Source organism: Pseudotabrizicola formosa (assembly GCF_002900965.1).
Lineage (GTDB): Bacteria > Pseudomonadota > Alphaproteobacteria > Rhodobacterales > Rhodobacteraceae > Pseudotabrizicola > Pseudotabrizicola formosa.
On the sequence record NZ_PJOM01000002.1, the window covers coordinates 1211087 to 1224737 of the forward strand.

At 63.8% G+C, this 13651-nt stretch carries 13 protein-coding genes; 4 read left to right on the forward strand and 9 right to left on the reverse strand.

Annotation, left to right across the window (positions count from 1 at the left end):
- Positions 1-20: 20 nt before the first annotated feature.
- From CXR43_RS09745 to tatA, 4 genes are read right to left on the reverse strand one after another with little or no spacing between them, the layout of a single operon-like run.
- Positions 21-860 carry an ATP-binding protein gene (locus CXR43_RS09745; RefSeq protein WP_103333754.1) on the reverse strand — a complete coding sequence of 280 codons (840 nt, stop codon included), beginning with the start codon at positions 858-860 and terminating at the stop codon, positions 21-23.
- Positions 857-1774, reverse strand: a complete 918-nt coding sequence (tatC, locus tag CXR43_RS09750) for a twin-arginine translocase subunit TatC (protein WP_103333755.1) — start codon at positions 1772-1774, stop codon at positions 857-859. The genes CXR43_RS09745 and tatC overlap by 4 nt, the downstream gene beginning before the upstream one ends.
- Entirely contained in the window at positions 1771-2343 is a 573-nt protein-coding gene (gene tatB / locus CXR43_RS09755; RefSeq protein WP_103333756.1) for a Sec-independent protein translocase protein TatB, read from the reverse strand. The genes tatC and tatB overlap by 4 nt, the downstream gene beginning before the upstream one ends.
- A 47-nt stretch (positions 2344-2390) precedes the next feature.
- Positions 2391-2603, reverse strand: coding sequence for a twin-arginine translocase TatA/TatE family subunit (tatA, locus tag CXR43_RS09760; protein ID WP_103333757.1), 213 nt, complete (start codon positions 2601-2603; stop codon positions 2391-2393).
- A gap of 164 nt (positions 2604-2767) precedes the next feature.
- Here tatA and CXR43_RS09765 point away from each other — a divergent pair, with 164 nt between their 5' ends.
- Positions 2768-3442, forward strand: a complete 675-nt coding sequence (locus CXR43_RS09765) for a helix-turn-helix transcriptional regulator (RefSeq protein ID WP_103333758.1) — start codon at positions 2768-2770, stop codon at positions 3440-3442.
- A 6-nt stretch (positions 3443-3448) separates the two neighbouring features.
- Here CXR43_RS09765 and CXR43_RS09770 read toward each other — a convergent pair whose 3' ends face one another.
- Positions 3449-4531, reverse strand: a complete 1083-nt coding sequence (locus CXR43_RS09770; protein WP_103333759.1) for an ABC transporter ATP-binding protein — start codon at positions 4529-4531, stop codon at positions 3449-3451.
- Positions 4532-4723: 192 nt separating this feature from the next.
- Positions 4724-5503, reverse strand: a complete 780-nt coding sequence (locus tag CXR43_RS09775; protein WP_103333760.1) for an SDR family oxidoreductase — start codon at positions 5501-5503, stop codon at positions 4724-4726.
- A 135-nt stretch (positions 5504-5638) separates the two neighbouring features.
- Here CXR43_RS09775 and CXR43_RS09780 point away from each other — a divergent pair, with 135 nt between their 5' ends.
- Together CXR43_RS09780 and CXR43_RS09785 are read left to right on the forward strand one after the other, a co-directional pair.
- Positions 5639-6658, forward strand: coding sequence for a Hint domain-containing protein (locus CXR43_RS09780; RefSeq protein ID WP_103333761.1), 1020 nt, complete (start codon positions 5639-5641; stop codon positions 6656-6658).
- A 57-nt stretch (positions 6659-6715) separates the two neighbouring features.
- Positions 6716-8314 (forward strand): peptide chain release factor 3, encoded by a 1599-nt coding sequence (locus CXR43_RS09785; RefSeq protein ID WP_103333762.1) that lies wholly within the window; start codon positions 6716-6718, stop codon positions 8312-8314.
- 19 nt (positions 8315-8333) lie between these two features.
- Here the strand turns inward: CXR43_RS09785 and CXR43_RS09790 are convergent, their stop codons facing one another.
- Positions 8334-9170, reverse strand: a complete 837-nt coding sequence (locus CXR43_RS09790) for a transglutaminase-like domain-containing protein (protein ID WP_103333763.1) — start codon at positions 9168-9170, stop codon at positions 8334-8336.
- Between the two features lie 263 nt (positions 9171-9433).
- Between CXR43_RS09790 and CXR43_RS09795 the strand changes: the two genes are divergently transcribed.
- Complete coding sequence (locus tag CXR43_RS09795; protein WP_103333764.1) at positions 9434-11044, forward strand: DEAD/DEAH box helicase; 1611 nt, start codon at positions 9434-9436, stop codon at positions 11042-11044.
- A gap of 85 nt (positions 11045-11129) precedes the next feature.
- Here CXR43_RS09795 and CXR43_RS09800 read toward each other — a convergent pair whose 3' ends face one another.
- Together CXR43_RS09800 and CXR43_RS09805 are read right to left on the reverse strand one after the other, a co-directional pair.
- Positions 11130-12806: a ribonuclease J gene (locus CXR43_RS09800; RefSeq protein ID WP_103333765.1), complete on the reverse strand. Its 1677-nt coding sequence runs from the start codon at positions 12804-12806 to the stop codon at positions 11130-11132.
- Positions 12803-13576, reverse strand: coding sequence for a type III pantothenate kinase (locus tag CXR43_RS09805; RefSeq protein ID WP_103334170.1), 774 nt, complete (start codon positions 13574-13576; stop codon positions 12803-12805). Before CXR43_RS09805 ends, CXR43_RS09800 begins: the two co-directional genes overlap by 4 nt.
- Positions 13577-13651: the final 75 nt, after the last annotated feature.

Genomic DNA, 13651 nt, shown 5'->3' on the forward strand with positions numbered 1-13651 from the left:
ATGGGGCAGCGGCCGCGCGCCTAAAGGCGTATGCCTTCGCGGGCGGCGAGGTCGCAGAAAAACTGCCAGGCCACCCGGCCCGAGCGTGCGCCGCGCGTGGCCTGCCATTCGATGGCTTCGGCGCGCAGCCGGTCCTCAGAGGTGGTGACGCCGTAGGCCGCGCAATAGCCCCGGATCATGTCGAGGTAGTCGTCCTGGCTGCAAGGATGGAAGCCGAGCCAGAGGCCGAAGCGGTCTGACAGGGACACCTTTTCCTCCACCGCCTCGGAAGGGTTGATCGCGGTAGAGCGTTCGTTCTCGATCATGTCACGCGGCATCAGGTGACGGCGGTTGGAGGTGGCGTAGAGCAGCACGTTGTCGGGCCGCCCCTCTATGCCGCCATCGAGCACTGCCTTGAGGGATTTGTAGTGCTGGTCATCATGGCTGAAGGACAGATCATCGCAAAACAGGATGAAGCGCGCGTCAGACCCACGCAGAAGGGCCAGCAGGCGCTGGACCGAGGGCAGATCCTCACGCGCCAGTTCGACGATTTTCAGCGGCAGACCTTCGGCCAGCACTGCCGCATGGATCGCCTTGACCAGCGAGGACTTTCCCATGCCACGCGCGCCCCACAACAGGGCGTTATTGGCCGGCAGACCGCGCGCGAAATGGCGGGTGTTGTCCAAGAGCGTGTCACGCGCCCGGTTCACCCCCACCAGCAGCGACAGGTCCACCCGCGCGACCCGCGCCACCGGCTCCAGCCGGTCGGGGTCGGTGTGCCAGGCAAAGGCATCGGCGACACTGAAATCAGGAGCCGGTTGCGGTGCGGGGGCCAGCCGTTCCAGGGCGGCGGCGATGCGGGCCAGCGTGTCTGCGCTCATGCCTTGTGGTCTTCCTCTTCCGCCTCTGGGTCATCCCACAGGCCTTGTGCGCGCAGCTCTGCCTCGCGCTTCTTCTCGATCCGGCGGATCAGGAAGATCGACACCTCATAGAGCGGATAGACCGCCAGGAACAGGATCAGCTGGCTCATGATATCGGGAGGCGTCACCAGGGCCGCGACCAGAAGGATCAGCACCACGGCATATTTGCGCGTGCCCGCGAGACCGGCCGAGGACACCAGACCTGCCTTGCCCATCAGCGTCAGCAACACCGGCAACTGAAAGCACAGACCAAAAGCAATGATCAGCTTGAGCGAGATATCCAGCGTTTCATTGACCTTGCCCTGGAAGACGATGTCGATGCCCTGACTGCTCACCGCCTCGGTCAGCGGTGTGGCCACCGGTACATCGGCGATGGGGGCGTCCGAAACGGCAGGCAACAAGGCCGAGACCACAGATGTGGCATCGGCAAAGCCGAGGAAGAACGCCATGGCCAGCGGCGTGACCACATAATGCGAAAACAGGGCCCCCAGCAGGAACAGCAGCGGCGACGCGATCAGAAAGGGCAGAAAGGCATTCTTTTCATTGCGATAAAGGCCCGGGGCCACAAACCGCCAGAGCTGGTAGGCGATCACCGGAAAAGACAGCGCCAGACCGGCCACCACAGAAATGTGGATCAGGGTAAAGAAATACTCCTGCGGGGCTGTGTATTGCATGATCGGATTGGGGTTGCCCAAGGCGCGCATCGCCTCTTCGATGGGGCGCAGCAGAAAGCTCAGGATCGGCTCGGCCACCAGAAAGCACAGGACCATTGCCACGATAAAGGCAGAGACCGCCCAGATCAGGCGGTTGCGCAATTCGGCCAGATGCTCGATCAGGGGGGCAGAACTGTCGTCGATCTCGTCTGACTTGCTCATGCTTCGGCCTTGGGGGTCTTGTCGGATTTCGGTTTGCGCGGTGCGCGCGGCTTTTTGGCCGGTTCCACCGCCGGTGCGGGATCCGGGGCCGCCGCCTTTCCGGGCTTGGCGGCTTTCAGCTTTTCGGCCGCGTCCTTCACGATCGCCTGACGCTCGGCCTTGGCGGCCACCAGCGCCTGTGTCTCTGGCCCCAGGGCGACGGCCGGTTGCGGCTCTGCTGGCGGCACGGCCTGCGGATCAGGCTGCAGATCGGGCGCGGGTGGTGCCGTGCTGGGGCGGGCCGCATTCTTGAGCGGGTCCCATTTTTCAAACTTGGAGGCCGCATCCTTGACCGCTTCCAGCCCCATCGACTTGGCCGAGGTTGCGGTTTTCAGGTCGCGCGCCACATCTTTCACGCCAGACTCGTCTGCCGCCGCCTCCATCGCACGCGAAAACTCACGGGCCATGCCGCGCATTTTCCCGGTGAACTGGCCTAGGCTGCGAAACAGCCCGGGCAGATCCTTGGGGCCGATCACGATGAGCGCGACGATCCCGATGACAAGCAATTCGGACATGCCGAGGTCTAACATGGCGCGGGGCTTCCTTTATGGTCAGACGGCTGGGCCCGACAAGCGGTTCAGACCTTGTCTTTTTCCGCTTGGGGCGTCACGTCGCGGACCGGGGTCGATGTGTTTTCAATCTCTTCCGAGCTGTCCTTCACCCCTTTCTTGAAGGCCGTGATGCCCTTGCCGACTTCGCCCATCAAGGACGAAATCTTGCCGCGCCCGAACAGGACCAGCACCACCACTGCAATAAGAAGAAGGCCGGGAAGGCCGATGTTGTTGAGCATGTCAAATCCTCCTGCTGACCGGGGCGTCATGTCGCCCAGTGTCGCCTGCCGTTATCCCTACTGCCGCAAGCGCTTGGTTCCTAGCCTGATTCAGCGGCCTGACCGGGGCTTTCCCCCCAGATACCTGACAGCTATATGTCAGTTGCCCCAAGAGGACCAACCCCATGCGCCGCACCGACCGCCTGTTTGACCTGATCCAGATCCTGCGCGACGGGCGGCTGCACCGCGCGGGCGAAATGGCGGATACGCTGGGGGTATCGGTGCGCACGATCTGGCGCGACATGGCCACGCTGATGGCCTCTGGCCTGCCGGTCGAAGGCGAGCGGGGTGTTGGCTACATCCTGCGCGCGCCCATCACCTTGCCACCGATGATCCTGACCGGGGCGGAACTCGACGCGCTGCGGGCGGGCGTGCGGCTGGTCGCCGACGGGGCCGACCCGGCACTGGCGCGGGCCGCGCGCATGCTGGCGACCAAGATCGCCAGCGTCACCCCCGCCCCGCCCGAGGCCGGAGATGACGATCTCTTCGTCTTCACCGGCAAAGAGGCCAACCGTGCCCCGGCGCATGTGCCCTTGCTGCGCCGCGCGATCAAGGCCCGGGAGCGCCTGACGCTGACCTATATCGACCCGGAAGGGCGCGAGACCCACCGTGACATCCGCCCCTTGGCGCTGGACCTGACCGGGCGGGTCTGGTCGCTGGCAGCGTGGTGTGATCAGCACAACCGCTTTCGCAGCTTCCGGGTGGACCGGATCATGGCACTTGCAGAGACCGGAGAGACCTTTGTCCCCGAACCGGGTCGAGACCTTGCCGATTACCGCAGGTTGATGGAAGACGGCTGAAAATCGCTATTTTGCCGGAAAGACGAAACAGCGGTCGCGTCGGATCATCAGCCACAGCAGGGTGCCGGGCTTGGGCAGGAATACCCCGGGCACGCTTGCCGTCAGCGTCGATCCGTCAAAGGCCATCCGGAACTCCACCAGACTTTCGCGGCCCAGATAGCGCGCCCGGATCACCGTGCCGCTGGCCGGACTGCCTTCCAGCGGCGTCGGGTTCGGGCCGCGCCCGGCACGGTCAAAATCGATCTTCAGATGCTGCGGCCGGATCACGATGTCCACGGCCGCGCCATCGGCCTGCCCCGGCGTCAGAAAGGCCCCGAACGGCGTTTCGGTCAGCGCCCCGCGCGAAGTGCCGCGGATCACATTGATATCGCTGAAAAACGCTGCCGCGGCCTTGTCAACCGGGGTGTTGTAGATGTTATAGGGCGCGCCGCTTTGCACGATCCGTCCGCCGCGCATCAACGCAATCTCATCCGCCATCCGCATCGCCTCATCGGGCTCATGCGTGACCAGCACCACCGCCGTGCCCTCATCCTTGAGAATATCCAGCGTGGTGTCGCGGATGCCGTCGCGCAGGCGGTTGTCGAGGCCGGAAAACGGCTCATCCATCAGCATGACCTTCGGCCGCGGGGCCAGTGCCCGCGCCAAGGCCACCCGCTGCTGCTCGCCGCCCGACAGCTCATGCGGATGCTTCTTGCCAAAGCCGCTCAGGTTCACCCGCTCCAGCAATTCCTCCACCCGGCGGGCCCGCGCAGCCCGGTCGCCCTTCAGACCGAAGGACACATTGTCCTGCACCGTCAGATGCGGGAACAGCGCGAAATCCTGAAACATCAGCCCGACCGACCGATGCTCGGGTGGCACATGGCACCCTGGTCCCGCCACCTCGGCCCCGTCGATCAGGATGCGCCCGCCATCGGGCCGGTCCACCCCGGCAATCATCCGCAAGGTGGTGGATTTGCCGCAGCCCGACGGCCCCAGCAGACAAGTCACCTGCCCCGGCGCAACAACCAGACACACATCATCCACCACCGCCCGGCCTGTAAAAGACCGGCTCAGATGTTCCACAACAAGGCGGGGCTCCGGGGGCTGCATTGGTATCCTAGCGCTTCCGTCAACTTCCCCTAGCAGCCCGCCAGAGCCCGTGCAAGGGTCGCCCCCTGCCCATTTCCTGTTCCCAAATATCCCCGCCGGAGGCTCTTCGCCGAGGAGACGCGCCGCAGGCGCGCGACGAGATAAAAAGCCTGCGCGCTTGCGCGCTCCGTCAGATCACGTCCGGCACCAGGCTCAGATCGTGGCGTTGGTCGCACCACCGTCCAGCAGAATATTCTGGCCGACGATGAAGCCCGCATGAACCGAGCACAAGAAGGCACAGGCCGCGCCGAATTCGGCGGCGGTGCCATAGCGGCGGGCCGGGATCGTGGCGGCGCGGCGGACACGCGCCTCTTCTGCGGTGATCCCTTCGGCCTTCATCACCCCGGCGTCGAGCGCGGTTGCCCGGTCGGTGTCATGGATGCCGGGCAGCAGATTGTTGATCGTCACCCCCTGCGGGGCCACCTGCCGCGCGGTGCCCGCGACATAGCCGGTCAACCCGGTGCGGGCCGCATTCGACAGGCCCAGCTGCGCAATCGGGGCCTTCACCGACTGGCTGGTGATGTTGATCACACGGCCCCACCCGGCCTCGATCATCCCGGGCAAAAGCGCGGTCATCAGCGCGATCGGTGTCAGCATGTTGGCGTCCAGCGCGCGCATGAAATCGTCGCGGCCCCAGTCGCTCCACAGGCCTGGCGGCGGGCCACCGGCATTGGTGACAAGAATATCGACCATCCCCGCCGCCTTGAGCACCGCCGCACGACCATCATCGCTCGTGATGTCGGCGGCTACAGTCACCACCGATACGCCATGCGCGGCGCGGATGGCCGCAGCCGTCGCCTCCAGCGCCTCGGCCCCGCGCGCATTGAGCACCAGATCTACCCCCGCGGCGGCCAGGGCCTCGGCGCAGCCGCGCCCCAGACCCTTTGATCCGGCACATACCAATGCCCGCTTGCCCTTGATCCCCAGATCCATATCCGCCCCCTGTGACTGGTTGTTGCCCCGTGCCTAGCAGCCGGTGACGCGTTGACGCAAGGGGGCGCTTCGGGCTAAGCCAAGTGCTGTGGTCTGTGGGGGCAGCCACTGACCGACACAACGGACTGGCTCTGCATGACCCCCGCTTCCCCCGCCCCTCCCCCGCTTCCCGGCCATGCCTGTCAGGTGTTTGCTGCCGATTGCGTCTATGTGATCCATGGGGTGAACAGTGGCGACGGGCTGGGCGGCCCGGACGAGGTCTGCGAAGGCGACATCTATGCGCTGGAAAAGGATGCACAGCCGCTGCGTCTGATCCTGTCGCATGCAGCCGGCGGGCAGCGCGTGGCCCCGGGCAGCCAGATCGGCCAACCCGGCGAGGGCGTCCTGCTTGCGGCGCGCTATACCCTGATCGCCCCCGATGGCGACCGGATCGATGTATTGCTGATGCAGCTTGACAGCGGCATGCGCGTGGTACTGCCGATGTCGCCCATGTCTGCCGCCGCCGATTACACCTTGGTGGCCATCGACGCCGCCCCCCAGGCGGCGCGGCTGGCCGATCTGCTGTGCGTCTCGTTCGCGCGCGGCACCATGATCACCCTTGCCGATGGCCGCCAGCAGCCGATCGAGGCGCTGCGCCCCGGCGACAAGGTGCTGACCCGCGACCACGGGCCGCAAGCGGTGCGCTGGTTGGGCAAGGCGACGTTGCGCGCGCAGGGGGCCTTTGCACCGGTGGTCATCACCTCGGGCACGCTGGGCAATGCAGGCGATCTGATCGTCAGCCCGCATCACCGGATCTTCCTCTATCAACGCCAGCGGCGGGCGGGGCTGCAAACTTCGGAACTGCTGGTGCAGGCCCGGCATCTGGTCGATGACGAACGGGTGTTTCAGCGTGAGGGCGGTTTTGTCGATTACTACTCGCTGGTGTTCGACAAGCACGAGATCATCTATGCCGAAGGCGTGCCGGCCGAGAGCCTGATGGTCAATGATGCCACCTTGTCGCGTCTGCCCGAAGGCATGGCCGAAGATGTGAAGGCACGCTTTCCCGGGCTGGCGCAGGTGCAGCATTTCGGCACCGAGGCCAGCCGCCAGTTTCTGGATGAGGTGGGGCGCGCCGCACTCTATGCCCCCCGCAGGCGCGGGGGCGACGACAGGTAGCTGCCCTTGAGATCGCAGGCAATGGACGGGCGCGGCACTTTGCGATAAACGCGCGGCATGTTGAACAATCGCCCCACCCTTCCGCCCGAAATCGCCCGCCGGCGCACCTTTGCCATCATCGCCCACCCCGATGCCGGCAAGACCACGCTGACCGAAAAATTCCTGCTGTTCGGCGGGGCGATTCAGATGGCCGGACAGGTCCGCGCCAAGGGCGAGGCGCGGCGCACACGGTCTGACTTCATCAAGATGGAGCAAGAGCGCGGGATTTCCGTCTCGGCTTCCGCCATGTCCTTCGATTTCCGCGAATTCCGCTTCAATCTGGTCGATACCCCCGGCCACTCGGATTTTTCCGAAGACACCTACCGCACGCTCACGGCCGTTGATGCCGCCGTCATGGTGATTGACGGGGCCAAGGGGGTGGAAAGCCAGACCCGCAAGCTGTTCGAGGTCTGCCGCTTGCGCGATCTGCCGATCCTGACCTTTTGCAACAAGATGGACCGCGAGGCGCGCGACACGTTTGAGATCATCGACGAGATTCAGGAAAATCTGGCGATTGACGTGTCCCCCGCCAGCTGGCCCATCGGCTCGGGCCGTGATTTCCTGGGCTGCTATGACATTCTGAACGACCGGCTGGAGCTGATGGACCGCGCCGACCGCAACCGGGTGGCCGAAACCATTCAGATCAACGGTCTGGACGATCCGTTGCTGGCCCAACACGTCCCGGCGGAAGCCTTGGCGAAACTGCGCGAAGAGCTGGAGATGGCAAAGGAACTGCTGCCCGCCTTTGACCGCGCGGCGCTGCTCAATGGCTCGATGACGCCGATCTGGTTCGGATCGGCGATCAATTCCTTTGGCGTCAAGGAACTGATGGACGGCATCGGCAAATTCGGGCCTGAACCACAGCCGCAACCCACCGCCACCCGCAAGGTTGCGCCCGAGGAGCCCGCCGTGACCGGCGTTGTGTTCAAGGTGCAGGCCAATATGGACCCGAAACACCGCGACCGCGTGGCCTTTGTGCGGCTCGCCTCGGGCCACTTTGAACGCGGCATGAAGCTGACCCATGTGCGCAGCAAGAAACAGATGGCCATCGCCAACCCGGTGATGTTCCTCGCTGCTGACCGTGAACTGGCCGAAGAGGCTTGGGCCGGTGATATCATCGGCATCCCGAACCACGGCCAGCTGCGCATCGGCGACGCGCTGACAGAAGGCGAAGCCTTGCGCTTTACCGGCATTCCGTCCTTCGCGCCCGAACTGTTGCAGGGCGTGCGGGCGGGCGATCCGATGAAGGCCAAGCATCTGGAAAAGGCGCTGATGCAGTTTGCCGAGGAAGGGGCCGCCAAGGTGTTCAAACCGATGATCGGCTCTGGCTTTATCGTCGGCGTTGTGGGGGCCTTGCAGTTTGATGTGCTGGCCAGCCGGATCGAGGCGGAATACTCTTTGCCCGTCCGGTTTGAGGGCAGCCAGTTCTCCTCTGCCCGCTGGGTCCAAGGGCCCAAGGCCGAGGTCGAGCGGATGACCAACATCAACAAACAGCACATGGCCACCGATCACGATGGCGATGTGGTGTTCCTGACCCGGCTGCAATGGGATATCGACCGCGTGGTGCGCGACTACCCGGAGCTGCGGCTGACCGCGACCAAGGAAATGATGGTGTAAGCAAAAGGGGCAGACGCCCCTATTGCGCCGCAGTCTGCGGCATGTTGCTTTCAGTCACCTCATCCGTGATCACCTTGAAATTCCGCAACTCATGCGGACCGAAAGAGGTGATCATCGGCACATCCACCGCGTCGCGGCCATAGGCAATGACGATGCGCCCGATCCGCCGCTTGTTGTTGCGCGGATCAAAGGTGTGCCATTTCCCGCCCAGATACACTTCCATCCAGGCCGCATAATCCATCGGGTCGGCGGTATAGGGGATGCCGAAATCGCCCAACTGCCCGTTCACATAGCGCGCCGGAATGTTCATGGCCCGGCACAGGGTGATGGCCAGATGCGCAAAATCGCGGCACACGCCCCTGCCTTCCTGCCATGCGTCAAAGGCCGTCCGGTTGTTGCGCGCATCGGCATAGTTGAACCGGATCTGATTATGCACATAATCACAGATTGCCTGCACCTTGCCCCATCCGGGGGCCAGATGGCCAAACTGGTCCCAGGCAACCTGGCTCAGCTTGTCCACCTCGCAATAGCGCGAGGAGAGCAGATACATCAGCGCCTCATCCGGCAGATCAGACACCGGGTGCTCTTCCGCATCCGCGCAGACAGGGTCATGTGCGCCGCTGTCATACATGAACCCTTCGCCTTGCAGCCGTATGGTTCCGGCCGGTGCGGTGAAGCGGCGGCAGATGTTGCCGAAGCTGTCAGTATAGACCTCTTCGGGCACATCGGGCGAACGGGTGTGAACTTCGGGCCGTTGCATGTCACCGTTGCGCTCGGGGCGGGCACTGACCATGGTCACCACCGGGGTTTCGGCCGCGCAGAACAGGGTAAAGTCATAACCATAACGGATCAGCATAGAGGCCCTTTCAATCGGCTGCGCGCCTGTATCGCAAACAAAGCGTAGCATGCGCGGGCGACTGGTCCTAATCGCACTTGGGCCATTAACGCATAATCAAGGTTTTGGTTGCGTCATCTGCCTTAAAATCCGCCACATTGACCTGAGGCGGGTTTTGCGATAAGCGGTGCCATGCTCGTATACGGCGGGCCATTGCCGGGGCGCCGGATTGCATGCGTCCCTTTTCATGATTTGCGGGCCGATCCCGCAACCAAAGGACGCTGATGCTAAAATTCTCTGACCTCGCGCTGGACCCGCGCGTTCTGCAAGCCGTTATTGATACCGGCTATGAAACCCCGACCCCCATTCAGGAACAGGCGATTCCCTTCGCGCTTGAAGGGCGTGATGTCTTGGGCATTGCCCAGACCGGCACCGGGAAAACCGCCAGCTTCACCCTGCCGATGATCACCCGGCTGGGCCGTGGCCGCGCCCGCGCGCGGATGCCACGGTCACTGGTGTTGTGCCCCACGCGCGAACTGGCGGCCCAGGTGGCGGAAAACTTCGACACCTATGCCAAGCACACCAAGCTGACCAAGGCGCTCTTGATCGGCGGCGTGTCGTTTGGCGAACAGGACAAGCTGATCGACCGGGGCGTCGATGTGCTGATTGCAACGCCGGGCCGGTTGCTTGACCACTTTGAGCGTGGCAAACTGCTGCTGACCGGCGTGGAAATCATGGTGGTGGATGAAGCCGACCGCATGCTGGATATGGGCTTCATTCCTGATATCGAACGCATTTTCCAGCTGACGCCGTTCAGCCGCCAGACCCTGTTCTTCAGCGCCACCATGGCACCGGAGATTGAGCGGATCACCAACACCTTCCTGACCAACCCGGCCCGGGTGCAAGTAGAGCGGCAGAATTCGGCCTCGACCACCATCGAACAGGCGCTGATCCAGTTCACCCCCACCCGCCGCGACCGCAGCTTTACCGAAAAGCGCGCCGTGCTGCGCAGCCTGATCAAGGGCGAAGGCGATAGCTGTACCAACGCGATCATCTTCTGCAACCGCAAGATGGATGTGGATGTGGTTGCCAAGTCGTTGAAGGCGCATGGCTTCAACGCGGCCCCCATCCATGGCGATCTGGAACAGTCGCAGCGCATGAAGACGCTGGATGCCTTCCGCGACGGGTCGTTGCACCTGCTGGTGGCCTCTGATGTTGCCGCGCGCGGTCTGGACATTCCGGCGGTCAGCCATGTGTTCAACTTCGACGTGCCGTCGCACCCCGAAGACTATGTGCACCGCATCGGCCGCACCGGACGCGCCGGGCGTCTGGGCAAGGCCTATACGATTGCCGTGCCAAACGATGACAAATACCTGTCGGCCATCGAATCGCTGGTAAAACTGCCGATTCCGCGCGGTGTGGTGCCAGAGGGCGCGCTGACGGGGCTGGACGAAGCATCTTCCGACAAACCGCGCGAGGCGCGGGGCGAAGGGCGTGGCAAACCGCGTGAGCGTGACCGCAACCGCAAACCCAAGCGCGACGAAAACGCTGCCCCCGCCAGCATGGAACCGATTGCACAGCCCGTCGCGGTGGAGGTGGTGGCGGAAACCCCCGCAGCCGCCCCTGCCCCGCGCCGCGAAGAGCGCAGATCTGAACGGCGCGATGATGCCCCGGTGCGTGAAGACCGCCGCGGTGACCGTCGGGAGGACGCGCCCGCGCGCGACCGCCGGGATGACCGTCGTGATGATCGCCGCGATGGCGGGCGTGACCGCCGCGAGCATTCCGTGGTGGGCATGGGCGATCATGTGCCCGATTTCATCCTGCGCAGCTTCAAGATCACCTCTGTCACGGCGGATGACGCCGAAGAGGAACCGGCCACCGGCACCGATGGCTGAGGCGCGGCACTTCGCATCCTCAGAATGACCAAAGGCCCTGCATCGCTGCAGGGCCTTTTTTCTATGTGCTGCCGTAGGGGGCCAGCTATTCGGCCTGCAACCTGCTGACCACCACGGTCACTTCCGGCTTCTTGCCGATCTCTTCCATCGACACCTGGCGCACGATCCGGCGCAGGGCCTCGTCCAGCTTGGCGTCATCGCGCAGCACCTTGGGGCCGGCGGAGTCCAGATAGGCCGACAGGTCGGCTTCCAGCGTTTCGGCCAGATTGCGTTCCCCGCGACCAACCGCCGGCAGGCCGGAAAGTTCGACCCAGGCCTCGCCCAGCGGTTCATCCGACTCGTCCAGAATGACCGTCACCATCGCATGCCCGTTGAGCGCCATGCGAATACGGTCGCGCACCACGCCATCCAGCGCGCCAATCAGCACATTGCCATCCAGATACAGCCTGCCGGTTTCGATATATTCGACAACGGTCGGCGCATCTCCGGTTAGGTCCATCATCATGCCATTGGTGGCGACTTCGGCGGCAATGCCGGCCTCGGTCGCAATCTTGACATGCTCACGCAGATGGCGGTGTTCGCCATGCATCGGGATCAGCATGTCGGGCTGCAGCAGACGGTGCACATGCTCCAGATCGGGGCGGTTGGCATGGCCCGATACGTGATAGAGCCCGTTCGAATCGTCCACCACGTCAACGCCCATTTCGGAAAACGCGTTCATGATCTTGTAGACGCCGCGTTCATTGCCCGGAATGATCTTGGACGAAAACAGGAAGGTATCCCCTTCCTTCATCTGCAAGCCCAGATATTTGCCACGGCTCAGCTGCGCCGAGGCGGCCCGCCGCTCACCCTGGCTGCCGGTCACCAGCAACATGAGGTTGCCGCGCGGAATATCCAGCGCCTCTTCGGGCGAGACCAGACGCGGAAAGCCGTTGAGCACGCCGGTTTCTTCCGAGACCGACAACATCCGCCGCATCGACCGGCCCAGCACACAGATCGACCGGTCCGAGGCGCGCGCGGCCTCCGCCAGCGTCTTCAACCGGGCCACATTGGACCCGAAGGTGGTGGCCACCACCATGCCGCTACGCGACGCGATCAGCTCACGCAGGGCGGTGCCAAGCGTGGATTCCGATCGCCCCGGATGGGTGGAAAACACATTGGTGGAATCGCACATCAACGCCTTGATCGGGCGCTCTTCGGCGATGGCCTTGATCGCTTCGTCACTCCACGGCTCGCCCACCACCGGATTGGGGTCGATCTTGAAATCGGCCGAATGGAAGATACGGCCTGCGGGTGTATCGATCACCAGCGCACTCGCCTCGGGAATGGAATGGCTGACCGGCACGAACTGCACGTCGAACGGGCCGGCCTGAACGATGGCAGGGCGCGGATCGACCGTGGTGATGACATCCAGCGGCAGGCCCATCTCATCCAGCTTCAGCTTGCCGATGCTGGCGGTAAAGCGGCGGGCATAGACGCGGGATTTCAGTTTGGGCCACAACAGGCCAAGGGCACCGATATGGTCTTCATGCGCATGGGTGATGAAGATACCGTCAATCCGGTCGGCCCGCGCCTCCAGCCAGGAGATATCGGCCATGATCAGATCGACGCCGGGGCTGCCATCCATATCGGGGAAGGTGACCCCCAGATCAACGACGATCAGCCGTTCGCGCCCTTCGGGCCCATAACCATAGACATAGCAGTTCATCCCGATCTCACCCGCGCCACCGAGGGGAAGATAGATCAGACGGTTCACACTCATGCAGTTTCCTTGTTGTAGTCGTGGATCAGGACGAGGCCATGCATGGTCAGATCATCCTCGATCATGTGAAATAAATCGGTGCCTTGCGCGAACAAGGAGGCAAGCCCCCCGGTCGCAATAACTTTGGTGGGACGGTCGCGCTCGCGGCGCACTTCGCGCACGATGCCCTCGACCAGCCCGATATATCCCCAATACACCCCGGATTGCATACAGGCCACCGTATTCGTGCCGATGGCTTTGGCGGGCTTGGCCACATCAATATGCGGCAAAGCGGCGGCGGCCATATGCAGCGCCTCCAGGCTCAGGTTCACACCGGGCGCGATCACACCCCCCACATAGGCGCCATCGGTATCGACCACGTCAAAGGTGGTCGCGGTGCCGAAATCGACCACGATCAGATCACCGCCATGGCGGTCATGCGCGCCCGCGGTGTTGACCAGCCGGTCGGGGCCCACGGTCGTGCCCTGATCCACCCGCGGCGGCACCGGCAGGCGACAGTCCGGCTTGCCCACCACCAGCGGCCGGCAGCCGAAATAGCGGTCACACAGCACCCGCAGATTGAACACCACGCGCGGAACGGTAGAGGAGATGATGGCTTCGGTGATTGTGGCTTCGGTCTTCGTCATCATCATCAGCGACGACAGCCAGACGAAATATTCATCCGCCGTGCGGGTGTGATCGGTGGCGATGCGCCAGGTGGCAATGAAGCGCGCGCCATCCCAGACGGAGAACACGGTGTTGGTATTGCCGCAGTCGATGGCGAGAAGCATGGGCATGGATTCCGGGCGTTTGGTCTTGCAGATCGGACAGGACCGGGGGTTTCACACCCCCGGACCCCCGTGGGA